This window comes from Hydrogenophaga sp. BPS33 (assembly GCF_009859475.1).
Classification (GTDB): Bacteria; Pseudomonadota; Gammaproteobacteria; order Burkholderiales; family Burkholderiaceae_C; genus Hydrogenophaga.
Window position 1 is genome coordinate 4,174,296 of sequence record NZ_CP044549.1, and the last position, 25,492, is coordinate 4,199,787.

The following is a 25,492-nucleotide window of genomic DNA, read 5'->3' on the forward strand; positions in this document are numbered from 1 at the left end:
CCCCTTCCGGAGCCCCACGATGCGCGCTGACCTGACCAAGACCCTTCCCCTGATGACCGCGTCCGCACTGGCCTTGGCCGGGGGCGCGGCCCAGGCCGACAACTTCCCGAGCAAGCCCATCCGCGTGATCGTCTCGACCTCGCCCGGCGGCCTCACCGATCTGGTGGCCCGCACGGTGGGCAAGCTGATGGGCGAAGGGCTCGGCCAGTCGCTGGTGATCGACAACCGGCCTGGCGCCGGCACCTTGATCGGCATGTCGGCCTGCGCCAAGGCACCGGCCGATGGCTACACGCTGTGCCTCACGGACAACCAGTCGCTGGTGTTCAACCCGCTGCTGTTCACGAAGCTGCCGTACGACGCGAAGACCGGCTTCATGGCCATCGGTGGCGTGGTGCGCACGCCCAACGACGTGATCGTGGCCCACCCCTCGGTGCCGGCAGAGACCTTCCGCGGCCTGATGGCGCACGCCAAGGCCAAACCCGAGGCGGTCAGTTTCGCGACCTGGGGTCCGGGCAGCGTCCCGGCCATCTACTACGCGTGGATCGCCCGCCAGAATGGCGTGCAGATGACCCCCGTGCCCTACAAGGGCTCGGCCCCCTCGTTCCTGGCGGTGAACAGCGGTGAAGTGAACCTGGCCTTCAGCAGCCTGGCCCTGGCCAAGCCGGCGGTGGAAGCGGGCAAGCTGAAGATGGTGGCCGTCACGGGCACGCAGCGCGCGCCCGCGTTCCCGCAGGTACCGAGCCTGGGTGAATTCAACAGCGACCCCGGAATGGGCACGTTCTGGGGCTTGTATGCACCGGCGAACACGCCGGCCGCGGTAGTCTCGCGCCTCAACGCCGAGTTGAACAAGGCCGTGACCAGCCCAGCGTTCAAGGCGTTCGCGGCGCAGAACTACATGGAACCGCTGCCCGGCACGCCGGCGCAGTACGCCAGCCACCTGACGCAGGCCCAGGAGCAGGCCGCGCGCACGTTCAAGGAGATTGGCATCCAGCCGTCGGACGCGCCGAGCGACACCCCCGCGGCAGGCCGGTAAGGAAGCCGCCCAGCTCTCTGGATCTAGGCGCCAAAGCCGTCGTCGGCCGCGATCACCGCGCCGTTGATGAAATGGCTTTCGGTGGAACACAGCATCACCAGCAGCGCATCCAGATCCTTGGGCGAGCCCAGGCGCTTGCGCGGCGTCATGTGGATGAGCTTCTGGCCCTGCTCCGTCTTCCAGTGGTGGTGGTTCAACTCGGTGTCGATATAGCCCGGGCAGATCGCGTTGACGTTGATGCCGAAGCGCCCCCACTCCTGCGCCATGGCCTTGGTCATCTGCACCACGGCGGCCTTGCTCATGGCATACACCCCGATCTGCGGCAACACCTTGAGCCCGGCCATGGAGGCGATGTTGACGATGCGCCCGCCCACATAGGTGCCCGGTGCCGCGCCGTTGGCGCGCGCCAGCATGCGCCGCCCCACTTCCTGTGCCACGAAGAAGGCGCCCTTGGTGTTGGTGTCGAAGATGAAGTCGTAGTCTTCCTCGCTCACGTCCTGCAGGCGCTGCGTGGTGCTCACGCCCGAGTTGTTGACGAGAATGTCGATCGCCCCCACTTCGGTTTCCGCATGGGCCACGGCCGCCTTGATCGAAGCCCGGTCGGTCACGTCCATGGCCACCACGTGCGCATCCCCACCTTCGGCCTCGATGCGCGCGCGCAGGGCCATGAGGCGGTCGGTGCGGCGGCTGGCCAATACGACGGCCGCTCCCGCGTTCGCAAGCGTCTTGGCGAACTGTTCGCCCAAGCCGCCCGAAGCGCCGGTGATCAGCGCCACGCGCCCCGACAGGTCGATGCTGTATGCCATGGAAAAGCCTCCTCTTGTGGATGTGGAATGGGGGGTGGCCCGGTGTAACACAGCGCTGCGGCCGGCCACCCAACATCATTGTGCGTCATGGCCCATTAAAATCCGCGATGACCACGACATCGGCATCCCCCCCACGGGCTGCCGCCATGAACATCCTGCGGGGACATTTCGCCCCCGCCCGAACGAGACCATTTCACATGACATCCGAAGAAATCCTGAGCACCTACGGACCCCGCGAAGCCATGGAGTACGACGTGGTCGTGGTCGGTGGCGGCCCGGGCGGCCTGGCCACGGCGATCCGCCTCAAGCAGATCGCCGCCGAGAAGGGCACCGAGATCAACGTCTGCTTGCTGGAAAAAGGCTCCGAGCCCGGCGCGCACATTCTCAGCGGCGCGGTGATGGACCCCAAGGCCATCACCGAACTGCTGCCCCAGTGGAAGGAAGACGGCGCGCCGCTGAACCAGCCTGTAACGGACGACAAGCTGCTGTGGCTGACCGAAAACGGCGCCATCGACACGCCCAAGTTCCTGATCCCGAACAACTTCCACAACGAAGGCAACTACGTGGTGGGCCTGGGCAATGTGGTGAAGTGGATGGCGGCGCAAGCCGAAGCCCTGGGCGTGGAAATCTTCCCCGGTTTTGCCGCCGCCGAAGTGCTCTACAACGACGACGGCTCGGTCAAGGGCGTGGCCACCGGCAACCTGGGCATCGGCAAGGACGGCGAACCCAACGACAGCTTCCAGCTCGGCATGGAGCTGCACGCGAAATACACCGTGTTCGCCGAAGGCGCACGCGGCCACCTGGGCAAGCGCTTGATCGCCAAGTTCCATCTCGACGAAGGCAAGGACCCGCAGGCCTACGCCATCGGCGTGAAGGAACTCTGGGAGATCGACCCGGCCAAGCACAAGGCCGGCCTGGTGATCCACACCGCTGGCTGGCCGATGAAGAACGACACCTACGGCGGCGGCTTCCTCTACCACCTGGAAGACAACAAGGTCACGCTCGGCCTGGTCACCGGCCTGAACTACAGCAACCCCTGGCTCAGCCCGTTCGAGGAAATGCAGCGCTGGAAGACGCACCCGCGCATCAAGGAATTCCTCGAAGGCGGCAAGCGCATCAGCTATGGCGCGCGCGCCATCACCACCGGCGGCATCATGGCCTTGCCGCAGACCACCTTCCCCGGCGGCGCGCTGGTGGGTTGCGACGCGGGTTACCTCAACGGCGCGCGCATCAAGGGCAGCCACGCGGCCATCAAGAGCGGCATGCTCTGCGCCGAGGCGGCCTATGAAGCCGTGCAAGGCGGCCGCCAGCACGACGAGCTCAAAGCCTACCCTGCCGCGTTCGACAAGAGCTGGCTGAAGGACGAGCTGGAAGCCTCGCGCAACTTCAAGTCGTGGTTCAAGTACGGCAACATCGTCGGCGGGCTCATGGTGGGCATCGAACACTGGCTGCTGCCGCGCCTGGGTTTCAAGGCGCCGCCCTGGTCGCTGCACCGCGAGAAGGCCGACCACCTCTACCTCAAGCCCGCGGCCGAGTGCGAGAAGATCGTGTATCCCAAGCCCGACGGCAAGCTCACCTTCGACAAGCTGGGCAGCGTGTTCGTGAGCAACACCAACCACGAAGAGCACCAGCCGGCCCACCTTACGCTCAAAGACGCGAGCGTGCCGGTGAAGATCAACCTGGCCAAGTACGCCGGCCCCGAAGCGCGCTACTGCCCGGCCGGCGTGTACGAGTTCGTGAAGAACGAAGACAACACCGATCGCCTGCAGATCAACGCGCAGAACTGCGTGCACTGCAAGACCTGCGACATCAAGGACCCGACGCAGAACATCGTGTGGGTCACGCCCGAGGGCGGTGGCGGCCCGAACTACGCGGGCATGTAAGCAAAGCAAGAGCGCGCCACGGCGCGCTTTTTTCTTTCAGTTCCAGCCTTCCAGCACCACCTTGCCCCGCGCCTTGCCCGACTCGATCAGGGCGTGCGCGCGCTGCAGGTTGGCCGCGTTGATGGCGCCGAAGCGCTCGGCCAGCGTGGTGCGCACCAGGCCCGCGTCGACCAGGGCGGCCACTTCGTTGAGCAGCCGGTGCTGGCCGATCATGTCGTCCGTGCCGAACAGCGCGCGGGTGAACATCAGTTCCCAGTGGATGGAGACGGACTTGCGCTTGAAAACACCGATATCCAGCGATTGGGGGTCGTCGATCAGGGCGAACTTGCCCTGCGGTGCGATCGCTTCGGCGATCTGCGCGAGGTGCGTATCGGTCTGGGTCAGGCTCGCCACGTAGTCCATGGTGGGCATGCCGATGCGTTTGAGTTCGCCCGCGATCGGCTGGCTGTGGTCGATGACGTGGTGTGCGCCAAGCGCCTTCACCCAGACCTGCGTCTCGGGCCGCGAGGCGGTGCCGATCACGGTGAGGCTGGTGAGGCGGCTGGCCAGTTGGGTCATGATCGAGCCCACGCCGCCCGAGGCGCCGATGATCAGCAGCGACTTGCCCGTGGGCTGCTTGCCCGGTGCGATGCCAAAGCGGTCGAACAACATTTCCCAGGCCGTGATGGCGGTCAGCGGCAAGGCTGCGGCCTGGGCGAAGTCCAGCGTCTGCGGCGCATGGCCGACGATGCGTTCGTCCACCAGATGCAACTCGCTGTTGGTGCCCGCCCGCGCGATCGAGCCGGCGTACCAGACGCGGTCCCCGGGTTTGAACAGCGTCACCGCGGGCCCTACCGCCTTGACGATGCCGCTGGCGTCCCAGCCCAGCACCTTGTGGGTCTGGCCTTCAGCCGGCGAGGCGCTCTTGCGCACCTTGGTGTCCACCGGGTTGACCGACACGGCCTTGACCTCGACCAGGAGGTCGCGACCCGTGGCCACGGGCTCGGGCAAGGTGATGTCGACCAAGGCTTCGGGATGGGTGATGGCTTGGGGCTGGGTATAACCAACGGCTTTCATGGGCGTCCTCCTATGGGGTGTCGGGGTGGTGAGCCGCGATGATCCCGTAAAACTCTTTTCGGAGAAAGCCGGGTAGCTATGTGCAGGCGCTCCAGCAGGCCAGCGAGCCGCGGCGCCCGCCCAGTCGCCACATGCCTTTTGAACATGGGCTCCAGAAGAATCTGGGATTGGACGCTCCTCTGCACGGCTTCTATCGTCACAACTCCTGGCTTTACCGGCGATGCCGGCAAAGTGTGTTGAACCCGTCTGGTGCTCGCTCGAACCAGACTCCATCGGAGATGACTTTCATGAATGCCCTTACATCGATCGATCAAAGCCAAGGCACAGGCTCCACCGTGCTCTACAACGGACCCCACTCCACATGCAGCCAGAAAGTGCGGCTGGCGCTGTGGGAGAAGTCGATTGCCTTTGTCGATCGCCGAATGAACCTGGCGCAAAACGAACATCTGGAGGACTGGTACCTCCAACTCAATCCCAATGGCGTCGTGCCGACGCTGGTGCACGAAAGCGAGGTCGTGACGGACTCGTCTGTCATCAACGAGTATCTTGAAGAAGTCTTCCCGCAAGTGCCGCTGATGCCTCGCACGGCCATCGAACGGGCGCGCATGCGCGCCTGGCGCCAATACATCGACGAAGTGCCCACGCCGGCGATCCGAGTGCCGTCGTTCAACGCCTACATCCTGAAGATGTGGAACAACGTGCCGGACGCGGAGTTTCAGGCCTTGGTCGAGAAGCGCACGGTGCGCAAGCACCTCTACCAGAAGATTGGGCGCAAAGGTTTCGCGGAGCACGAAGTGCGTGAGGCGCTGGAGCGTTTGCGCCAGACCTTGCTGCGCATGGAGTCGTCGCTGCGCTCGGGTCCGTGGCTGTGCGGAGAACCGTTCACGCTCGCCGACATCAGCATCGTGCCGACGGTCGTTCGTCTGGAGACACTGGGCTATACGCACATGTGGCGCGACCTGCCCGGCGTTGCATCCTGGTATGAGGCCGTGAAGCGCCGGCCTTCGTTCTCGGCCACTTACCACGAAGCCTCACGACCGCCCCTGCCAACGGCGCAAAACACCCACGCACAGGATGCGTCGCAGGGCTTTTGCTGACAGGGCTTTGCCCAAGCGCTGGCTCACCAGCCCCGCGCGTCAAACCGGTGAAAACGAAGCCGGCTTCAGGATCTTGCTGTCCTGCATCTGGATGGCGTCCAGTTCCCGGTAATGGGCGCGGTACACCGCCCAGGCCGGATCGGCCTCCAGGGTCTGGCGGCGCTGTTCGCGATCGGCCAGGCTCGCGTAGCGCCACAGGTGCACGATCTGGTTCAGTGGCCCGAGTTCGGTGACGTAGAACCCCACGAGTCCGCCCAGATGCTTCTGCTGCAAAGCCAGGGCCTCGTCTTCGTAGAGCTTCAGGAAATCGGCCGTGCGGCCAGGCTTGGCGGTATAGGTGCGCAGTTCAAAAATCATGTGATGCCTGTCGAGAAGGCGAACCACTGCTATTGGCTCAGATCGAGATGGGCATCCTTGATCACCTTGGCCCACTTGTCGTGTTCGGCCCGGATGAACTGCCCGAATTCGGCCGAGCCCGACGCGTTGAGTTCAACCGCCTGTTCTCCGAGGCTCTTGACCATCGCGGAGTCTTTCACGGCCTTGGCAATAGCGGCACGCAACTGGCCCACGATCGGCTCCGGTGTCCCTGCGGGTGCGAGGATGCCCATCCAGGCACCCGAGTTCAGTTGCGCGAAGCCGGCTTCGGTCGTGGTTGGAACATCAGGAAGCACCTTGGCCCTGCGCGAGCCGGTGACCGCGAGCGCTGTGAGCCTGCCGGCATGCACATGGGGCACTGCGGTGCCTGCCGCGAACACCACCAGCTGGATCTGCTCGCCCATCAGCGCGTTGAGCGCCGGCGCGCCTCCCTTGAAGGGAATGTGCAGCATGTTGGCGCCTGTCAGCACTTTGAATTGCTCCGCGAGCAGGTGGCCTGAACTTCCCGCGCCCACCGATCCGTACGACAAACCCGCCGGGTTCGCCTTGGACTGCTGCACCAGTTCTGCGAGGTTCTTCGCAGGAAAACCAGGCGTGCTCGCAAATATCAATGGGATCGTACCAACGCTCGACACGGGTGCGAAATCCTTGAACGTGTCAAATGGCAGGTTCTTGTAGATGAGTGGATTGACCGCGTGGGTATCAAAAGCCATCAGCAATGTGTAGCCATCGGCCGGCGATTTGGCCACGAATTGGGTGCCCACCGATCCACCTGCGCCGGGGCGGTTGTCAATCACCACCGACTGTCCCAATGTTTCGCCCATCTTTTGGCCCAATTGGCGAGCCGTCACATCGACAATGCCGCCTGCGGGAAATGGCACAACCAATCGCAATGGTCGATTGGGATAACTTTGAGCCGCCGCCGCCATCGTGCACAGCACGCCGATCAACAATGCCGCCCCGCGCACCAGAATGGCGGACGCACTGACGGCGCCATGGGTGCTCAATAGGGAGGAAGGAGCGCTTGGGTCGCGTCGATTTTTTTTCATCTCATGTCTCCGAAATGGGGTTGGAAGGGCAAGTCGTTCTCGGGTCTATCGGCCGAGATAGTGAGCGGTTCTCTGCTCCACATGCGCAGCGATCGCCTCATCGACGTCGCTGCTGTATTCCAGAGCACGGCGCAGATCCCAGGACAGCCTGTGCGCGGCATTCGGTCCCTGCAGCACGCTCGCTTGCGCGACGCGTTTGGCGCCTCTGATGCCCAGAGGCCCTTGGCTGGCGATCTTCTCGGCCATCGCGGCGACCGAGGCGCGGAATGTATCGGCCGGCAGGACGTGGCTCACCAGGCCCATGCGCAGCATCTCGTCGGCGTCGATCTCGCGTCCCGTGGCCATCAGTTCCACCGCCCGCCCCGCACCCACCACCGCAGGCAAACGCACGGGCGCGCCCGCACCTGGAAAACAGGCATAACTGGTCTCATGGAAGGCCATCGTCGCGTGATGCGCGCACACGCGAAAGTCACACGCCAGTGCAAGTTCACCACCCCCAGCGCGCACGGTGCCGTTCAGCGCCCCTACCACCACTTGCGGCAGGGCCTCGATGGCGTCGAAGGCATCATTGGCCAACCGAACGATGTCGAGTGCATCTTCCTTCGAGTAAGCGGCGCGCAACTGGATATTGAAGATGCCCGCCGAAAAATGCGCGGCGCCAGCGCCGCTGATCACCACGCAACTGGTCCGGGCATCTTTGGCGAGTGCGGTGGCGGTGTCGCGCAGGTGGGCCAGGGAAGCGGGCGTGAGCCGGTTCCCTTGCTCCTCGCGGTCGATGGTGATCCATGCGGTGTGGTTGCGCACCTCAACCAGCAGGTCTGACGATTGCCTCAGATCATCACTCAATGTGCGTGCTTGATTTATCATGGTCCGCGCTGAATAGGAAGACGGCAACCATAATTTTTTCGCTGCGCTGGGTCCAATCGCTTTTTACTCTGGACTCCATGCCACAAAGGCATCGCCAACACGCCTGGTTTTTTTGATTGTCGATGGCCGTGAAATAAATCAGACCGCGCACCATGACTCCGAGGCAACTGAAGTACTTTATTGAGATCGCGCGCCAACTGAGCTTCACCAAGGCATCGGCCGTCTTGCACATTACGCAGCCCGCGTTATCGCGCCAAATCCAGGAGCTCGAAACCACCTTGGGGGTCAAGCTGTTCACGCGCTCGGATCTGGGCGTGAGCCTGACAGCCGCCGGACAATTGTTGAAGGAGCGCGCGCCCAAATTGATCGAAGCGTATCGGCAGGTGAGCATGGACGTCGCGGCCCTGGCAGAGACACCCGCTGGCAGCTTGCGATTTGGCGCGCCACCCTCTCTCTGCGATCTCGTCACGCTTCCCAGTGCGCGGGAATACAAAAGCGCTTACCCCGGGGTAAAGCTCAGCATCATCGAAGCATCGAGCACCGAATTGACCGAACACATTTCGTCCGGATCGCTCGATTTCGCCATCGTCGCATTGAGCGGGCCCACGCACGTCTTTTCCTGCACGCCCTTGCTGCGCGAGCAGATGTACCTGGCGTCGCGCCCGGGCAGTCTCACGGCGCCGGCACGCGTCGATCCGACATTTCTGAAACCGCTTCCGCTGGTGGCTTCACGCCAACCCAATGCCCTGCGACGGCTCCTCGATGAAACGATGCTGGAAGTGGGCGGAAAGCCGCAAGTCGTTCTGGAAGCCAATGCCGTGCGCATCCTGACGAAAGCTTCCGCGGAAGGCCTGGGGCATTGCGTGCTGCCCTATTCCGCCATCGCCGAACCTGTTTCTCAGAGGCAGCTCGAAGCGCGCGCAGTCAACAAGCTGTTCGTCACCTGGGCGCTGTTGCACGTGCGCAATGTCGAACCAACGCCCAGTGTGGTGGCGCTCATCAACACCATCATCGCGGTCGCCAGAAAGGCCTGTTCGGACCAACGTTGGGAAGGCCTGGAGTTCCTCGCGGAGTCGATGCCCGAGACGCGCCGGTAAGCACCATACGGCCAGCGGACGTCCCGTGCCGCAACACCACGATGTCACGGCCCGAATTCAAGCCTGATGCGCGGCACTTCACCGCCACGTCGTCGCGAACTGGCGCGGACAAGGTGAGGCTCGCATGCGCATGTTTTCTCCAAGCCGTGGACAGAAGAAAACATTGGAACGTTTGTTTTTTATTGATGCCATGTGCGGGAGAATGACGGCGCAAAAAAAAGCGCATCAAGATGCGCTTTTTTGCGGGCCACGGCCAAGCCACCGCCAGGCCGTGGCCTTGTGATGGCCTCACTCCAGCTTGATGCCCCGGCTCTTCACCACGTCGGCCCAGCGCGCCATTTCAGCCGCCACGTACTCGCGCGTTTGCGCCGGCGTGGCGATCTCGGGTGTCACGCCGAAGCCGTCGAAGCGCTCGCGCACGCTCTCCTGCTGCAAGGCGGCGCGCAGTTGCGTGGCAAAACGCTCCACGCCGGCGGCGGGCACGTTGCGCGCGGCAAACAGCGCGGCCCAGCCGGAGATCACGAACTCGGGGCCCAGGGTGTTGAGCGTCTTCACACCGGGCAAGGACGCCACCGGCGCCTTGGAGGTGACGGTGACGGCACGCAAGCGGCCGTCCTTGATCAGCGGCAGGGCCACCGGCAGGTTCATCACGGCCATCTGGATCGTGCCCGCCACGACATCGGGGATGAGCTGCGCGTCGCCCTTGTACGGCACGGCCATCAGCTTCAGGCCCAGCTTGCGGTTGAGCAGTTCGGTGGTCAGGTGCGAGAGCGTGCCCACGCCGCTGTTGCCCGTCGTGACATCGCCGCTCTTGGCGCGTGCCACGAGGTCATCGAGCGACTTGATGGGCGAGCTCGCGGGCACGGCGAACACCACCGGCTGTGAAGAAATCATGCCGACGGCCTGCAGGTCTTTCTGCACGTCGTAGCCGAGGTCGTTGCGCAGCGCCGGCAGGATGGTCATGGACGTGCTGCCCATCAGCAGCATGTGGTCGTCCTTGCTGTTGGTCACGTATTGCGTGCCGGGAATGCCGCCGCCACCGGCGCGGTTTTCCACCACAAGCGGCTGGCCCAGGGTCGGGCCGATGATGTCGGCAAGAATGCGCACCGAACCATTGCCCGCGCCGCCAGGCGCAAAGGGCACGATGACGGTGACGGGTTTGGTGGGCCAGCTGGTCTGCGCAAAGGCGCTGGGCAAGAAGCCCGTGGCGGCAGCGGCCGCAGAGGCTGCGAGCAGGGTGCGTCGTTGGATGGATGGGTTCATTGCGTTCTATCTCCGGGTAAAAAAATCTTCGGGCTCAGTCCGCCTTGACGCCGGCGTCCTTCACCACTTTCGTGTAGAGGTCGAAGTCGGCCTGCATGGCCTGCTGGAAGTCCTTGGCCGAGCTGCCCACGCGCACCACGCCCGCGTCACGCAGTTTGGCTTCGGTGTCGGGCTGGCGCAAGAAGGCCTGGATCTCGGTCGAGAGCTTGTCGACGATCGCTTGCGGCGTGCCGGCCGGCGCGACCACGCCGTGCCACGGACTCACGTCGAAGCCGGGCACGGTGTCGGCGATGGGCGGCACCTCGGGCGCGAAGAAGGCGCGCTCCTTGGTCGACACGCCCAGTGCGCGAAACTTGCCCGCCTTCACCTGCGGCAGCGAGGTGGTGGCCGCGTCGATGGAGGCCTCGATCTGGCCGCCGATCAGTTCGGCCACCATGGGCGCCGAGCCTTTGTAGGGCACGTGGATCATGGAGGTACCGGTGCGCATCAGGAACAGTTCCATCGCCAGGTGCAGCGACGAGCCCACGCCCGAGGAACCGTAGCTCAGCTTGCCCGGGTTGGCCTTGAGGAAGGTGATGAAGCTGGCCAGGTTGGTGGCCTGCACTTTTTCGGCGTTGACCACGAACACGAGCGGCGTGACGCCGACCATGGAGATGGCGGCGAAGTCCTTCACCGGCTGGTACGGGAATGCGGCCGGCCTGACCGCCGGGTTGATCGCGTTGGCCGCGATGTTGCCCATGCCGATGGTGTAGCCATCGGGCGCGGCCTTGGCCACCACGTCCATGCCCAGGCTGGAACCCGCGCCGGGGCGGTTCTCGACCACGAAGGGTTGGCCGAGCTTGGCCTGCAGGTGGGCCGCGATCAGGCGCGACATCATGTCGGCCGCACCGCCCGCGGGCACCGGCACGATGAACTTCACGGCCCGCGAAGGGTAGCTCTGTGCGTGGGCGGCGGCGCTCGCGAACACGGCGGCGCCGAGCGCGAGTGCCACGGCAAGTGCGCGGCGGGTGATCCTGGCTGTCATGGCATGTCTCCTAAGGTTGTTGTCGCACGAAAAAAACTGAAGGCATTCAGCCGTGCCAGCGCGTGATGAACTCGCGTGCGCGGTGGGCCGTGTCGGTGGCCGAGCGGCCCGGTGTGTACAGCGCGGAACCAATGCCCGCACCGCTGGCACCCGCGGCCTTGAAGGCCGGCAGGTTGTCCAGGCTCACGCCGCCCACGCTGAACATCGGCGTCGTGCGCGCGAACACCGCGCGCCAGGCCTTGATGACGGCAGGGCCGAGCAACTCACCCGGAAACAGCTTGAGCGCGTCCGCGCCCTCGTCCAGCGCGTCGAAGCCTTCGCTCGGCGTGGCCACGCCTGGCATCGAATACAGCCCGTGCGCCTTCGTGCACCGCACAACCGGTGCCTTGAAATTGGGCGAGAGCACCAGTTGCGCGCCCGCCGCGGCCACGGCATCGACGTCGCGCTCGCGCAGCACCGTGCCCGCGCCCACGATGGCCTTGCCCTTGAGCGCATCGGCCAGCAGGCGGATGCTCACCAACGGCTGGGGCGAGTTCAGCGGCACTTCAATCACGCCAATGCCCGCGCCGTGCAACGCGAGACCGACCTCCACCGCCTCGGCCGGCGTGATGCCACGCAGGATGGCCACCAGCGGGCAGGCCACCAGCGCCTGCGCCACCCCATCGCTCACATCGTCTTCGTGTTTCAGATTCATGGCTGGCGCTCCACCAAGCCAGCGGCTTGCGCCACGCGCCATTGGCCGCGCGTGGTCGCGCCATCGGCGGCACGTGTGCTCGCGATGCCCGCCAGCTCCAGCGCCTTCGCATAGCGGCTGCACAGCCCATCGTCGCCCAGCAACACCACAGCACGCGGGCGCTCGGTGCGCGTGGCACTGGCGATTTCGATGCCCATGAGAATGCCCGAGAGGTAGTCGGGCAAGCCTTCTGCGGGCACGCGGCCCATCAGGCCGGCGGTGCGAGCGGCAAAGATCACGTGCGTGGCGTTGTCGTGCTGCTCCAGCCCCAGGCGCACACCGGCCTCGAAGGCTTCGGGCGACGACTGGCCGAAGGTCATGAGTCGGCCCAGGATGCCGTGTTGCGTGAGAAGACCGTAGAGCTCGCCGGTCATGTAGGTGGCAAAGCGGGTGACCTGACCCGCCTCACCGATCCAGGCCCATTTGGCGTGCGTGCCGGGCAGCATGCAGATGCTGCCCGGCGCGAGATCGGCGCCCCACATCTGCGTCTCTTCGCCGCGCATCACATCGTCTTCGCCGTCCGGGCTGCGGCAGGTGAGGCCAGGCACGATGTGCAGCGGCACGTCGGGCAACACGTCCACGCGCGTGAGCTGCGCGGCGGCCTCGGCCAGCCCCGCCGGGCAGTCCAGGTAGGCCGCTTCCTTCCAGCCCTGGCGACTGCCGACCATGCCGCTGGCGATGAGCGCGTCCGCGCGGCGTTCGATCCAGTCGCCACACAGCGCGAGCAGGGCCTCGCCGAAGGCGCCGTTCTTTACGGCCATCACGCCACCGGGCGTGGCGCGCGTTTCGATTTCGGCGCCGCTGGCATCGAGCAGGCTCGCGCGCAGGTTGGAGGTACCCCAGTCGATGGCGATGAGGGCGGAGGCAGGAGACGTCATGAAACTTGGGCTTTCTTGCGCAGGAAGAACCAGAGCGAGGCGTTGGGCTCGATGCCCAGGCCCGGTCCTTCGGGAAGGTGGAACGCGCCGCTTTCGCAGCGCATGGTGGTGTCGACGTATTGCAGATTGCGGTCGAACACCGAGTGCTGGTATTCGTGCATGGGCACGTTGGGCAGCGCGGCCGAGGCGTGCAGGCTGGCGGCCTGGAAGATGCCCACGCCGATGCTGGCGTGCGGGATCACGCGCATGTGGAAGGCGTGCGCCATGCGGCCGATCTGCAGGAACTGGCTGATGCCGGTGTGGCCCATCTCGGGCTGCACGATGGACATGGCGCGGCGCTCGAAGCGCGGCAGAGCCTCGTGCACCGAACGCCACTCTTCACCCAGCGCCACCGGCACGCGCGCGGCAGCGGCCACGCGCGCCTGGCCTTCCAAGTCTTCGGAGGCGCACGGCGCTTCGACGAAATACGGGTTGAAAGGTGCGAGCTGGTCGATGAGCTGGACCGCCTCGCCCGCGTCGAACTTCCAATGCAGGTCGACCATCAGCCTGGCCTGCGGGCCGAGGGCCTCGCGCAGCGCGCGCATCTCGTCGACGATGCCTTCGAACGACACGGCGGCGGCGTACTTGAACGCGGTGAAACCGCGCGCCGCGAAGTCGCGCGCGATCTTCACCTTGTCCTCCAGCGTCTTGCCCGGCAGGCCCGAGATGTAGGCCGGCACCCGCGAGGTGCGCTGGCCGCCCAGCAGCTTGGCCACCGGCAGGCCGGTGAGCTTGCCGGCCAGGTCCCACAGCGCGATGTCGATGCCGGCGATGGCGTCGCCCCAATAGCCGCCCGAAGCTCCGCGCACGCGCATGAGGTCGTACAGGTCTTCGTGGATGGCCGTCGCGTCGCGCGGATCGCGCCCGACGATCACCGGGCCGAGCACGTCGTCGATGATGGCGGTGACCGCATCGGGTGCGACGATGCCGTAGGTCTCGCCCCAGCCCACCGTGCCATCTTCGGCCATGACCTTGATCAGCACCGACATGTCGGTGCTCGGGTAGATCGTGCGGTTGCCCTGGCGCACCAGGTAGCCGCGCTCGCTCACCCGCTCGCCTTCGCCCAGGGGACCCAGGTAGGGGGTGTCGCGGGGCAGCGAGACGATCAGTGTCTCGACCGCGGCGATGCGGGGCGGCGCACTCATCTGGCGTTCCGACGCAGCGGATGCGCCGGCAGCAGGAGGTCTTGCACATCCGCCAGGAAGGCGTCCACATCGGCCTTGTCCAGCGCGTCCAGGCGCGGACCGGCCGCGCGCTGGTTCTCGCTGCTCAGCAGGCCGCGCGCGCTCAGCACGTACTTGGTGAGCGACCAGCGGAACACCGCCTGCACGTTGAGGATGGGCAACATGCGCGTGAACAGTTCGCGCACGCGCGCCTCGTCGCCAGCCCGGTGGGCCTTGAACAGCGCCACGTGCACCTCGGCGAGTTCGATCGCCGGCATGGTGCCGGCCGCGCCGCGGCGCAGCTCGTCGGTGATATAGCGCCCGCCCGCGCCGCCGAACACGCCGGCCAGCGTGGCCGGACCGTGTTCGCGCAGCACCGTCAGGCGCTGGCCGCTGGGCAGGGTTTCTTCCTTCACGTAGCGGATCGAGGGCACGGCCTGGGCCACCTCCACGATCGCTTCGGGATCGAGCCCGGCGCCCACGGGCATGGGCACGTTCTGCAGCACGATCACCGCGCTGGGCACCGCCGCAGCGACTTCGCGGAAATAGTCGATCTGTTGCGCGGCGCTGGGGCGGTCCGGCGGCACGGCCACCATCAGGCCGACCGCGCCCTGCCCGATCGCCGCCTTGGCCAACTCGATCGTGGTGGCTGCCTGCGCGCTGGAGACGCCCGCCACCACCGGCACGCGACCCGCCACCTCGTCCAGCACGGCAGCCGTCAACGACAGGCGCTCGGCCACGCTGAGTTGCCCCACTTCGCTGGCCACGCCCGGGTAGGTGATGCCGTCCACGCCCGCCTCCAGCAGGTAGCGCACCAGACCGCGCAAGGCCTTTTCATCGGCTTGCCCAGCGGCATCGAAAGGGGTGGGAAGCACAGGGAAGACCCCGGAGAGGGAAGCAGGAGATGTCACGTCGTCGGTCCAGTTTGTGGTGTGGGGGTTGGCTTGTTTGTTCCGTTGAATGGAACTTTTATTGTAGACCAGCCACAACCATCCACACAAGTTCCATTCATTGGTACTTACCCGGATGGCGCCGTCCCCTAGAATTCCGCCTCATTCCGCCATGTCCGACGCTGCACCGACCTCCATCCCCGCCCCATCCACCGCCCCTGGCATGGGCGTGCTGGAAAAAGCCATGTCGGTGTTGAACCTGGTGTCGGCCGCTCGCGCGCCCATGACCTTCACCCAGTTGCAGCGCGCTTCCTCCCTACCCAAGGCGACGCTGCACCGCATGCTGGGCACGTTGGTGCACGAAGGCCTGTTGCGCCACGACAGCTACAACAAGACCTTCCAGCTCGGTTTCCGCTTGTTGGAACTCGCACACGAGGTCTGGAGCGACTTCGACCTGCGCGTGGCCGCCCAGGACGAGCTGGTGCGCCTGCGCAATGCGTTCGATGAGAGCGTGCAGCTGGTGGTGCTCAGCGGCCAGCAGATGGTGGTGGTGGCGGGCGAAGACGCCAGCCGCGAACCGCAAGCCGCTTCCAAGGTGGGCCTGCGCCTGCCCATGCACGCCAGCGCGGCGGGCAAGGCGATCGCCGCCCATCTCGCGCCCGCGCAGCAGGCGCAGTTGCTGGCGGCATCGCTGCTGGAGCGCTTCACCGAACACAGCATCGCCGACGAGCAGGCCCTGCGCGCCGAGCTCGACCTCACCCGCGCCCGCGGCTATGCGCTCGAAGTCGGCGAATACGACGACCAGCGGGTGAGCGTGGCGGCACCGGTGTTCGACTACGAAGGCCGGGCCATCGGCGCGGTCGCCGTCACCGCCAACGCCGCGCGGCTGGATGCGCGGCGCGCACACAGCCTATCGGCCGAGCTGATCGGCGCGGCGCGCGCCATCACGCACAGCGCGGGCGGCCAGCCCATGTCCCTGCTGGAGCACCCCGAACCGCCGAACGCGCCCACGCCGGAGGTGCGTGCCATCGGCGAAGCGCATGCCTTGCTGGGCGAAGGCCCGGTCTGGTCGCCGCGCGACAACGCGCTGTACTGGGTCGACATCCTGGCGCCGGCCATCCACCAGCTCGACGCCGCCAGCGGCGCGCTGCGAGAGACCCGGCTGGGCGCGATGGTGAGCATGGTCGTGCCCATGGCCTCCGGCGGCCTGCTCGCGGCCACCCCGGCGGGCCTGATGGCGATGGCGTCGGACACCAGCCGCATGGTGCTGTTCGCCCACCCCGAATCGACACGCCCGGGCAACCGCTACAACGACGGCAAGTGCGACCGGCGCGGGCGCCTGTGGATCAGCTCGATGGACATGGGCGCCATGGCCAACCGGGGCAACCTGTTCCGCGTCGACCCCGACGGCAGTTGGGAGAAGGTCGACAGCGGCTTCACCGTGCCCAACGGCCTGGGCTTCAGCCCGGACAACACGCGGATGTACTTCACCGACACCTTCCGCAAGACCATCTACGAATACGACTTCGACCTCGCGGCCGGCAGCATCTCGAACCGCCGCCCGCTCGTCGTGTTCGGTGCGGGCGAAGGCAAGCCGGACGGTCTGACGGTGGACGCGGAGGGCTGCCTCTGGGTCGCGGTGTGGGACGGCTGGGAAATCGCGCGCTTCGCGCCCGATGGCCGCGAACTGCTGCGCGTGCGCCTGCCGGTACCGCGCCCCACCAGTTGCTGCTTCGGCGGTGCCGATCTCGCCACGCTCTACGTCACCAGCGCCTCGGTGCGGCTGGGCGCCCAGGCCCTGGCCAGCGCGCCGCTCTCGGGCGCCTTGTTCGCGCTGGAAATCCCCGGCGTGCGGGGTTTGCCGGAAACCACGTTCGCCGGCTGATCGCGCGCTCCCGCGTTCATAGCAACGTCATACAAGCGGGCCACAGTGCGGGTTCCCGTGAACGACGCCGTGGACCCATGCCCAACAAGACCGACAAGGCCCGCGCCGACACCGTGCGATACACTCGCCCGGGTCAGGAGAGAAGCCCTTCATTTCGATGACACGGCTCGCCGAAGGCGCAGGCGGCACCGCACACCGGGTGCTCTGAACGCTCAGGCAAAAGGACTGGCAAACATGGACTGCAAAGCCCATGTACCCCCCTGGAGAGAGACCGTTCCTCGAAGCGGTCCACCGAAGGAGCAAGCGCAGCATCGCCCGCGTGAATCTCTCAGGTAAAGCGGACAGCGGGGCAGCGCACGGATGCACCGTGTCCCGCCCATCCGGGCCTGCCCTCTTGAATCGCCATGTCCAAAGCCAAGCCCGCCGCCGACCTCCTCCAGACCCCGCTGCACGCCCTGCACCTCGAACTTGGCGCCCGCATGGTGCCCTTCGCCGGCTATTCGATGCCGGTGCAGTACCCCACCGGCCTGATGGCCGAACACCTGCACACGCGCAAGGCCGCCGGCCTGTTCGACGTCTCGCACATGGGCCAGCTCAAGCTGGTCGGGCCCGATGCCCCGGCCGCCCTGGAGACCCTCATGCCGGTGGACGTGATCGGCCTGGGCGTGGGCAAGCAGCGCTACGGCCTGCTGCTCAACGACGAGGGGGGCATCCTCGACGACCTGATGTTCGTCAACCGCGGGCACGACCTGTTCCTCATCGTCAACGGCGCCTGCAAGGCCGCCGACATCGCGCACATCCAGTCGCGCATCGGCTCGCGCTGCGACGTCACCCCCCTGCCCGACCGCGCCCTGCTCGCCCTGCAAGGACCGCTGGCCGTGAACGTGATGCAGCGCCTCGTGCCCGGTGTGGAAAAGCTCGTTTTCATGACCGGTTCTCCTTTCCAGTGGAACGGCGTCGACCTGTACATCACCCGCAGTGGCTACACCGGTGAAGACGGCTTCGAGATCTCCGTGGCGGCCGACCGCATCGACGCCTTCGTCCGCACGCTGCTCGCGCAACCCGAGGTCTGGCCCATCGGCCTGGGCGCGCGCAACTCGCTGCGCCTCGAAGCCGGTCTTTGCCTCTATGGCAACGATCTGGACACCACCACCACGCCCGTGGAAGCCGGGCTCAACTGGGCCATGCAGAAGGCGCGCCGCGCTGGCGGCGAACGCGCGGGCGGCTTCCCGGGCGCAGCCCGCGTGCTCGCCCAGCTCGACGGCAGCGAGCCCTTGACACGCAAGCGCGTTGGCCTGGTCGCCAAGGAATGGGTGCCGGTGCGTGAAGACGTGGAACTGCAGACACCCGATGGCGAGGTCATCGGAAAGACCTCCAGCGGCCTCATCGGCCCCAGCGCCAACAAGCCCGTGGCCATCGGCTACGTCAAGCCCGAACACGCCGCCATCGGCACCGCCGTGGTGGCCATGGTGCGTGGCAAGCCCGTGCCCATGGAAGTGAGCACCATGCCCTTCGTGCCCAACCGCTACTACCGCGGCTGATCCTTCTTTTTTGCCCCCCGTTCAACCCACCGAGGAGAAAACACCATGACCACCAAGTACACCGAAGACCACGAATGGCTCACCGTGGAAGGCGGCATCGCCACCGTCGGCATCACCGTGCACGCGCAGGACGCGCTGGGCGACGTGGTGTTCGTCGACCTGCCCGAAGTCGGCAAGACCTTCGCGCAGAAGGACGTGGCCGGCGTGGTCGAGTCCGTGAAAGCCGCGGCCGATGTCTACATGCCCGTGAGCGGCGAGATCACCGAAGTCAACGAAGCCCTGCGCGACGACCCCTCGCTGGCCAACACCGACCCTCTCAAGGCCGGCTGGTTCTTCAAGGTCAAGCTGTCGGATCCGGCGCAGGTGGACGCGCTGCTCGACGAGACCGCCTACAACGCCTTCGCAGCGAACGCCTGAGTTCTCTTTCAAACCAAGTCACAACCCTTTTCCGTTCGGGCTGAGCCTGTCGAAGCCCTCTCACATTGTCTCGTTCGCTGCCCTTCGACAGGCTCAGGGCGAACGGTGTCCAGGTCATGACCATGCTGATGCCCGCCGTCAAACCCCTCGGTGAACTAGAGAACCCGTCCGAATTCGTGGCGCGCCACATCGGCATCGAAGAAGCCGACGAAGCGCTCATGCTCTCGGTCATCGGCGAGGCTTCGCGCCGCGCCCTGATCGAAGGCATCGTGCCGCGCAGCATCGCGCGCAGCCAGGGCATGCAACTGCCGCCGGCGGTCACCGAAGCGGCGGCGCTGGCCGAGCTCAAGGCGCTGGCGCAGAAAAACCGCGTGTTCAAAAGCTTCATCGGCCAGGGCTACCACGGCACGCACACGCCTGGCGTGATCCTGCGCAACATCCTCGAAAACCCGGCGTGGTACACGGCGTACACGCCCTACCAGGCCGAGATTTCGCAAGGCCGCATGGAAGCCCTGGTCAACTTCCAGACCATGGTGACCGACCTCACCGGCATGGCGATCGCCAACGCGTCCATGCTCGACGAGGCCACCGCCGCCGCCGAAGCCATGACCCTGGCCAAGCGCTCGGTCAAAGCCAAGGGCAACGCCCTCGTGGTCTCGGGCGACATGCACCCGCAGATCATCGAAGTGGTGCAGACGCGCGCAAAACCCCTGGGCCTCACGGTGAAGGTGGCCATGTCGGGCGAAGAATGGGATGGCCTGCTCGCCGCCGACGACTACTTCGCCGCTCTCACGCAGTACCCGGCGTCCAGCGGCTGGCTGCACGACTGGACGCAAGACGCGGCCACGGTGCACGGCAAGCACGCCGCCTTCATCGTGGCTGCCGACCTGCTCGCGCTCACGCTGCTCAAGCCACCTGGCGAGATGGGCGCAGACATCGTGGTCGGCACCACCCAGCGTTTCGGCATGCCCATGGGCGCCGGTGGCCCGCACGCTGGCTACATGGCCTGCCGCGACGAGTTCAAACGCTCGCTGCCCGGGCGTCTCGTGGGCGTGAGCGTGGACGTGCACGGCAAACCAGCCTACCGGCTCGCGCTGCAAACGCGCGAGCAGCACATCCGCCGCGAGAAGGCCACCAGCAACATCTGCACCGCACAGGTGCTGCCCGCCGTGGTGGCGAGCATGTACGCCGTGTACCACGGCCCGCAGGGCTTGAAGCGCATCGCGCAGCGCGTCGCCGCCTACGCCGCCATCCTGTCCAAAGGGCTGGCGCAACTCGGCTACAACGACACGCACCACAACGAGCGCGGTGTGTTCGACACGATCAGCCTGCACACTAGGGAACACACCGACGCCCTCCTGGCACGCGCCGTGGCCGAAGGCGTCAACCTGCGCAAGGCCTGGGACGAGTACCTCATCATCTCGCTGGACGAGACCACCACGCGCGACGACATCGTGCAGCTGTGGCAGATCTTCGCGCCCTATGGCCACCAGTTGCCAACGTTCGACGCCTTCGAAAAAGGCGTGGAGCCTCTCATCCCCACCGAACTGCGCCGCACCAGCGACTTCCTCACGCACCCGGTGTTCAACAGCCACCACAGCGAAACCGGCATGCTGCGCTACATCCGCGCGCTGTCCGACAAGGACCTCGCGCTGGACCGCAGCATGATCCCGCTGGGCTCGTGCACCATGAAGCTCAACGCCACGAGCGAGATGATCCCCATCACCTGGCCCGAGTTCGCGAACGTGCACCCGTTCGCACCGGCCGACCAGTTGCAGGGCTACCAGTTGCTCGACGAGCAGTTGCGCGCCTGGCTCTGCCAGGCCACGGGCTACGCCGGCATCAGCCTGCAGCCCAACGCGGGTTCACAAGGCGAATACGCCGGCCTGCTCGTCATCCAGGCCTACCACGCCTCGCGCGGCGAGAGCCACCGCAACATCTGTCTCATTCCCAGCAGCGCGCACGGCACCAACCCCGCCAGCGCGCAGATGGTGGGCATGCAGGTGGTGGTGACCAAGTGCGACGACAACGGCAACGTCGACCTGGCCGACCTCAAGGCCAAATGCGAACAGCACAGCGCCAACCTGGCCGCGGTGATGATCACCTACCCCAGCACGCACGGCGTGTTCGAAACGCAGGTCAAGGAACTCTGCGCGCTGGTGCACCAGCACGGCGGGCGCGTATACGTGGACGGCGCGAACATGAATGCACTGGTGGGCGTGGCAGCACCCGGTGAATTCGGCGGCGACGTGAGCCACTTGAATCTGCACAAGACCTTCTGCATTCCGCATGGCGGCGGCGGCCCGGGCGTGGGCCCGGTGTGCGTGGTGGAAGACCTCGTGCCCTTCCTGCCCGGCCATGCGGCGGGCGGCCTGGCGGTCAACGGCGTGGGCGCCATCAGCGCAGCCCCTTTGGGCAACGCCGCCGTGCTGCCGATCAGCTGGATGTACATCCGCATGATGGGCGCCGACGGCCTGCAGCACGCGACCGAAGCCGCCATCCTCGCGGCCAACTACATCAGCAAGCGCCTGGCGCCGCACTACCCGACGCTCTACGCCAGCGCCAACGGCCATGTGGCGCACGAGTGCATCCTGGACCTGCGCCACTTCAAGGACACCAGCGGCGTGATGGCCGAAGACGTGGCCAAGCGCCTGATGGACTACGGCTTCCACGCGCCCACGCTGTCGTTCCCGGTGGCCAACACCTTGATGGTGGAGCCCACCGAGAGCGAGACGCTGGAAGAGCTGGACCGCTTCATCGACGCGATGATCGCCATCCGCGAAGAAATCCGTCTCGTCGAACAAGGCCAATGGCCGCAGGACGACAACCCGCTGAAGAACGCGCCGCACACCGCCGACAGCCTGATGAGGGCCGACTGGCCACACCCTTATGGGCGCGACGTGGGCGCGGCCAGCGCATCGACCCGGGCACACGCCAAGTACTGGCCGCCCGTGGGCCGCGTGGACAACGTCTACGGCGACCGCAACCTGTTCTGCAGCTGCGTGCCGTTGAGCGATTACGCGGGGGATTGAGCGCCGCCGTGGCGGCGGCTCACTTGCCGCCCGCACGCCACTGCTTGCGCCAGATGGCGTTCAGATCGATCAACATCGGACCGGGCGGCTGGCCGAAGCTCTGCTCCCGGTTGTTCTGGTGCACCAGCCCGTACACGCGGCCCTGAGCCGCGTCGTATAGCAGCACCGCGTTGTTGTCGCCGCAGTCGTGCGGCTTGCAGAACGCGGCGACGGTGTAGTCCACGCCACCGATGCGCACCCGGGTGAGATCCGGCGCGGGGCCGTTCATCTCGGCCATCCAGGGCAGGCGTGCCAGCGGCCCGAGCGCCTTCTGGTAAGCGGGCTTGAACGCCGGGTCGCGGATCAGCTCCGAAGGGTGCCTGGCCGTGCCGGACGCGACGGGCGCACGCGCCGCCGCCGCGGCCTGCTTCGCCTCCTGCTGCTGCGCCACCGCCTGTTGGTTGGCGGCCGCGTTGCAGTGGCGGAACCTCGCCTTGCCCAAGGCGCCCAGGTTTTTCATCACGGTCGGGTCGCCATCGAGCTGGATGTACTGGCCCCGGCCATCGGCATTCACCGAGGCGATCACGTCGAACTTGCCTTGCACCTGGCCCAGCAGCGCCACCCGGAATTCCGGCGGCGGGTTGTTGCCGAAGTAGCTGAAGGCCGAGTCCAGGTTGGCCACCGTCATGCGCTGGTTGCCCTGCTCGATCAGCATCTGCCGCTCCTGCACCAGCACCCTGGGAGAATCCGGCCTCGCGCAATCGACCGCGTAACGCCCGCCAAAGCCGGTCATCAAGTCGGGCCGCAGGCCTTGCGCGCCCGCCGTCGCGGCGAGAACAGCCCAGATTCCCGACACCACCCAGTGCTTGCCATGTGCCATGGTCATCTCCTGCCCGATCTGCCACCAGACCGTCTGCGCATGCTAGGCCGGCGCAAGCCCCTCGTCCACTCCCCCGTGGCATTGGGCGACTAAGATCACCCCAGCCCCATTGCCTTGCCCCATGACCACCCACGCCCTGCGCGTGCTGAGCCTCATCCCGCCGATGACGCAGCTCAACACGCCCTACCCCTCCACCGCGTACATCACCGGCTTTCTGCGCTCGCGCGGCGTGGACGCCGTGCAGGCTGACCTGGCCCTCGCGCTGGTGCTGAAACTCTTCACACCTCAAGGTCTTGAGGCCGTTCGCGAGCGCGCGCTAGCGCAGCCCGAAGCCGAGCGCAGCGCCAGCGTGCACGCCTTCCTGGACCAGTTCACGCGCTACCGTCACACCATTGCGCCTGTCATCCGCTTCCTGCAGGGTGGCGACTCCACCCTGGCGCACCGCATCGCCGCGCGCGAACTGCTGCCCGAAGGCCCGCGCTTCCAGTCGCTGGAAGCCTATGTGGACCCGAACTTCGGCGGCGACGAAGGCGGTGACCCACTGGCCTGGGCCTTTGGCGCGCTCGGCGTGCAAGACAAGGCACGCCACCTCGCCACGCTGTACCTGAACGACCTGGCCGACGTGCTGCGCGACGCGGTGGACGAGCGCTTTGCCTTCGTGCGCTACGCCGAATCCCTCGCCAGCAGCCAACCCAGCTTCGACCCCATGGGCAACGCCCTCGCCGCGCCCTTCACCTTGGTAGACGAACTGCTGCACGGCCTCACGCTCGCCACACTGGCCGAGCACCAGCCCGACGTGGTGCTGCTCTCCGTGCCCTTTCCTGGCGCGCTGTACGCCGCGCTGCGCATCGCGCAGACCATCAAGGCGCACCACCCGACGATCACCATTGCCCTGGGTGGTGGCTTCGTCAACACCGAGCTGCGCGAACTGGCCGAGCCGCGATTGTTCGACTTCGTGGATTACGTGACGCTGGATGCCGGGGAGCGGCCCCTGCTCGCGCTGCTGGAGCACTTGCAAGGCAAGCGGTCAAAGCAAAGGCTGGTGCGCAGCTTCGTGCGCGAAGACAGCGCGGTGCGTTACATCAACTTCGTCGAACCCGACGTACCGTTCGAAGACGTGGGCACCCCCACCTGGGACGGCCTGCCGCTCGACAAATACCTGAGCCTGCTCGACATGCTCAACCCCATGCACCGCCTCTGGAGCGACGGGCGCTGGAACAAGCTCACTGTGGCGCACGGTTGCTACTGGAAGAAGTGCAGCTTCTGCGACGTGAGCCTGGACTACATCAGCCGCTACGAAACCGCGTCGGCGTCCACCCTGGCCGACCGCATGGAAGCCATCGTCGAAGAAACCGGCCAGACCGGCTTCCACTTCGTCGACGAAGCCGCGCCGCCAAAGGCACTCAAGGCCCTGGCCGAAGAACTGCAACGCCGGCAACTGCCCGTTTCGTGGTGGGGCAACATCCGCTTCGAAAAAACCTTCACGCCCGAGCTGTGCCAACTGCTCGCCGACAGCGGCTGCATCGCCATGAGCGGCGGCCTCGAAGTGGCGAGCGACCGGCTGTTGACGCTGATGAAGAAAGGCGTGTCCGTCGAACAGGTGGCGCGCGTCACCAAAGGGTTTTCGGACGCGGGCATTCTGGTGCACGCGTACCTCATGTACGGCTTCCCGACGCAGACCGTGCAAGACACGGTAGACGCGCTGGAATACGTGCGGCAACTGTTCGAGAACGGTTGCATCCAGAGCGGCTTCTTCCACCGCTTCTCGTGCACCGTGCACTCACCGGTGGGGCTGGACCCGACGGCCTACGGCATCGAATTGATTCCCCTGCCCGAAGTGACCTTCGCCAAGAACGACATCGGCTTCATCGACCCCACCGGCGTGGACCACGACGCACTGGGCATCGGCCTGCGCAAGGCGATCTACAACTACATGCACGGGATCGGGCTGGACGAGGATGTGCGGGGGTGGTTCAGTCACCTGAGCGACCCTGTGCCCAAAACGCGGGTGAAGCGGCACGTCATTGCACGCGCTCTGGAGCGCAACGAACGGGTCTGAAGCGCGTTGGCCCCGTGCTGCGCGCATGGGTGCGGCCGGCGGAAAGGGAACCGAATACTGGGGAGGGCTACTCAGCATCAGCGCGCTACAACCAGGATTCGCCATGAGAACGTCCACCTCCTCGACCGAAATCCGGCCCCTGCCCCAAAGACCCAAGAGCCCACCTCCCACCGAGATCCCGATTTGGAAGCACGGGCAAGGCAGAAGCGTGCAGGTCACGACTGCACGGTCTCCCACCGAGAAGTCAGTGGACGGGGATGGGAAAAGCGTTCGCCGAAGTTCCACGGAAAAAGTTGACGTATCAGATGGCGGGGATGGGAAAAGCGTTCCCCCCTCTTTCACGGAAATATTTCACACACTACCGTTTACGGCCCATGAGATCGAAGTCACGCCCGCCAATCCTCCGCGCACTCGGCAGGAGGTTCGTGATGCACTGAAGGCGGCAG

At 66.1% G+C, this 25,492-nt stretch carries 23 protein-coding genes and 2 riboswitches; of the genes, 10 read left to right on the top strand and 13 right to left on the bottom strand.

The window, feature by feature from the left end; translation table 11 throughout:
• The first annotated feature begins 19 nt into the window (after positions 1-19).
• Positions 20-1,033: a Bug family tripartite tricarboxylate transporter substrate binding protein gene (locus F9K07_RS19360; protein ID WP_159594980.1), complete on the top strand. Its 1,014-nt coding sequence runs from the start codon at positions 20-22 to the stop codon at positions 1,031-1,033.
• A 23-nt stretch (positions 1,034-1,056) separates the two neighbouring features.
• Here the strand turns inward: F9K07_RS19360 and F9K07_RS19365 are convergent, their stop codons facing one another.
• A complete protein-coding gene (locus F9K07_RS19365; RefSeq protein ID WP_159594981.1) occupies positions 1,057-1,839 on the bottom strand; it encodes an SDR family oxidoreductase in 783 nt (260 codons plus the stop codon).
• Positions 1,840-2,036: 197 nt separating this feature from the next.
• Here F9K07_RS19365 and F9K07_RS19370 point away from each other — a divergent pair, with 197 nt between their 5' ends.
• Positions 2,037-3,722 (top strand): electron transfer flavoprotein-ubiquinone oxidoreductase, encoded by a 1,686-nt coding sequence (locus F9K07_RS19370; RefSeq protein ID WP_159594982.1) that lies wholly within the window; start codon positions 2,037-2,039, stop codon positions 3,720-3,722.
• Positions 3,723-3,758: 36 nt separating this feature from the next.
• On the opposite strand, the gene F9K07_RS19375 is transcribed toward F9K07_RS19370, so the two are convergent.
• A complete protein-coding gene (locus F9K07_RS19375) occupies positions 3,759-4,778 on the bottom strand; it encodes a zinc-binding alcohol dehydrogenase family protein (RefSeq protein ID WP_159594983.1) in 1,020 nt (339 codons plus the stop codon).
• 287 nt (positions 4,779-5,065) lie between these two features.
• On the opposite strand from F9K07_RS19375, the gene F9K07_RS19380 reads away from it, so the two are divergent.
• Positions 5,066-5,875 carry a glutathione S-transferase family protein gene (locus F9K07_RS19380; protein WP_159594984.1) on the top strand — a complete coding sequence of 270 codons (810 nt, stop codon included), beginning with the start codon at positions 5,066-5,068 and terminating at the stop codon, positions 5,873-5,875.
• Between the two features lie 39 nt (positions 5,876-5,914).
• Here F9K07_RS19380 and F9K07_RS19385 read toward each other — a convergent pair whose 3' ends face one another.
• The 4 genes from F9K07_RS19385 to F9K07_RS31925 form a co-directional block, all read right to left on the bottom strand.
• Positions 5,915-6,232, bottom strand: coding sequence for an NIPSNAP family protein (locus F9K07_RS19385; protein ID WP_201451453.1), 318 nt, complete (start codon positions 6,230-6,232; stop codon positions 5,915-5,917).
• A gap of 29 nt (positions 6,233-6,261) precedes the next feature.
• Entirely contained in the window at positions 6,262-7,191 is a 930-nt protein-coding gene (locus F9K07_RS19390; protein ID WP_236582034.1) for a tripartite tricarboxylate transporter substrate binding protein, read from the bottom strand.
• 153 nt (positions 7,192-7,344) lie between these two features.
• A complete protein-coding gene (locus tag F9K07_RS19395) occupies positions 7,345-8,103 on the bottom strand; it encodes an enoyl-CoA hydratase/isomerase family protein (RefSeq protein ID WP_236581348.1) in 759 nt (252 codons plus the stop codon).
• Between the two features lie 34 nt (positions 8,104-8,137).
• Positions 8,138-8,464 (bottom strand): hypothetical protein, encoded by a 327-nt coding sequence (locus F9K07_RS31925; RefSeq protein ID WP_236581349.1) that lies wholly within the window; start codon positions 8,462-8,464, stop codon positions 8,138-8,140.
• Between F9K07_RS31925 and F9K07_RS19400 the strand changes: the two genes are divergently transcribed.
• On the top strand, positions 8,364-9,263 hold the full coding sequence (locus F9K07_RS19400) for a LysR family transcriptional regulator (protein ID WP_442907446.1): 900 nt from the start codon (positions 8,364-8,366) through the stop codon (positions 9,261-9,263). The two genes, F9K07_RS31925 and F9K07_RS19400, sit on opposite strands and share 101 nt — an antisense overlap.
• A gap of 124 nt (positions 9,264-9,387) precedes the next feature.
• Positions 9,388-9,546 carry a hypothetical protein gene (locus tag F9K07_RS19405; RefSeq protein WP_159594988.1) on the top strand — a complete coding sequence of 53 codons (159 nt, stop codon included), beginning with the start codon at positions 9,388-9,390 and terminating at the stop codon, positions 9,544-9,546.
• Positions 9,547-9,551: 5 nt separating this feature from the next.
• Here F9K07_RS19405 and F9K07_RS19410 read toward each other — a convergent pair whose 3' ends face one another.
• Genes F9K07_RS19410 through F9K07_RS19435 form a run of 6 tightly spaced genes read right to left on the bottom strand, consistent with a single transcriptional unit; the run spans position 9,552 to position 15,274 of the window.
• A complete protein-coding gene (locus tag F9K07_RS19410; RefSeq protein ID WP_159594989.1) occupies positions 9,552-10,526 on the bottom strand; it encodes a Bug family tripartite tricarboxylate transporter substrate binding protein in 975 nt (324 codons plus the stop codon).
• A 34-nt stretch (positions 10,527-10,560) separates the two neighbouring features.
• Positions 10,561-11,550, bottom strand: coding sequence for a Bug family tripartite tricarboxylate transporter substrate binding protein (locus tag F9K07_RS19415; RefSeq protein WP_159594990.1), 990 nt, complete (start codon positions 11,548-11,550; stop codon positions 10,561-10,563).
• 46 nt (positions 11,551-11,596) lie between these two features.
• Entirely contained in the window at positions 11,597-12,244 is a 648-nt protein-coding gene (locus F9K07_RS19420; RefSeq protein ID WP_159594991.1) for a 2-dehydro-3-deoxy-6-phosphogalactonate aldolase, read from the bottom strand.
• A complete protein-coding gene (locus F9K07_RS19425) occupies positions 12,241-13,161 on the bottom strand; it encodes a 2-dehydro-3-deoxygalactonokinase (RefSeq protein ID WP_159594992.1) in 921 nt (306 codons plus the stop codon). The genes F9K07_RS19420 and F9K07_RS19425 overlap by 4 nt, the downstream gene beginning before the upstream one ends.
• Positions 13,158-14,345, bottom strand: a complete 1,188-nt coding sequence (locus tag F9K07_RS19430) for a mandelate racemase/muconate lactonizing enzyme family protein (RefSeq protein ID WP_159594993.1) — start codon at positions 14,343-14,345, stop codon at positions 13,158-13,160. Before F9K07_RS19430 ends, F9K07_RS19425 begins: the two co-directional genes overlap by 4 nt.
• Complete coding sequence (locus F9K07_RS19435; RefSeq protein ID WP_159594994.1) at positions 14,342-15,274, bottom strand: dihydrodipicolinate synthase family protein; 933 nt, start codon at positions 15,272-15,274, stop codon at positions 14,342-14,344. Before F9K07_RS19435 ends, F9K07_RS19430 begins: the two co-directional genes overlap by 4 nt.
• Positions 15,275-15,425: 151 nt before the next feature.
• On the opposite strand from F9K07_RS19435, the gene F9K07_RS19440 reads away from it, so the two are divergent.
• From F9K07_RS19440 to gcvP, 4 genes are all read left to right on the top strand, one after another.
• The gene (locus F9K07_RS19440; RefSeq protein ID WP_236581359.1) at positions 15,426-17,138 is read left to right on the top strand and encodes an SMP-30/gluconolactonase/LRE family protein; all 1,713 of its coding nucleotides are present in this window, start codon (positions 15,426-15,428) and stop codon (positions 17,136-17,138) included.
• Positions 17,139-17,262: 124 nt separating this feature from the next.
• A riboswitch (glycine riboswitch) is annotated at positions 17,263-17,376 on the top strand.
• 12 nt (positions 17,377-17,388) lie between these two features.
• A riboswitch (glycine riboswitch) is annotated at positions 17,389-17,493 on the top strand.
• A 49-nt stretch (positions 17,494-17,542) separates the two neighbouring features.
• Entirely contained in the window at positions 17,543-18,679 is a 1,137-nt protein-coding gene (gcvT, locus tag F9K07_RS19445) for a glycine cleavage system aminomethyltransferase GcvT (RefSeq protein WP_159594995.1), read from the top strand.
• Between the two features lie 45 nt (positions 18,680-18,724).
• Positions 18,725-19,096, top strand: coding sequence for a glycine cleavage system protein GcvH (gene gcvH, locus F9K07_RS19450; protein ID WP_159594996.1), 372 nt, complete (start codon positions 18,725-18,727; stop codon positions 19,094-19,096).
• A gap of 122 nt (positions 19,097-19,218) precedes the next feature.
• Positions 19,219-22,128 (top strand): aminomethyl-transferring glycine dehydrogenase, encoded by a 2,910-nt coding sequence (gene gcvP, locus F9K07_RS19455; protein ID WP_159597010.1) that lies wholly within the window; start codon positions 19,219-19,221, stop codon positions 22,126-22,128.
• Positions 22,129-22,147: 19 nt separating this feature from the next.
• Here the strand turns inward: gcvP and F9K07_RS19460 are convergent, their stop codons facing one another.
• Positions 22,148-22,987 carry an Ivy family c-type lysozyme inhibitor gene (locus F9K07_RS19460; RefSeq protein WP_159594997.1) on the bottom strand — a complete coding sequence of 280 codons (840 nt, stop codon included), beginning with the start codon at positions 22,985-22,987 and terminating at the stop codon, positions 22,148-22,150.
• 121 nt (positions 22,988-23,108) lie between these two features.
• Here F9K07_RS19460 and F9K07_RS19465 point away from each other — a divergent pair, with 121 nt between their 5' ends.
• On the top strand, positions 23,109-25,046 hold the full coding sequence (locus F9K07_RS19465; RefSeq protein WP_159594998.1) for a B12-binding domain-containing radical SAM protein: 1,938 nt from the start codon (positions 23,109-23,111) through the stop codon (positions 25,044-25,046).
• Positions 25,047-25,492 lie beyond the last annotated feature (446 nt).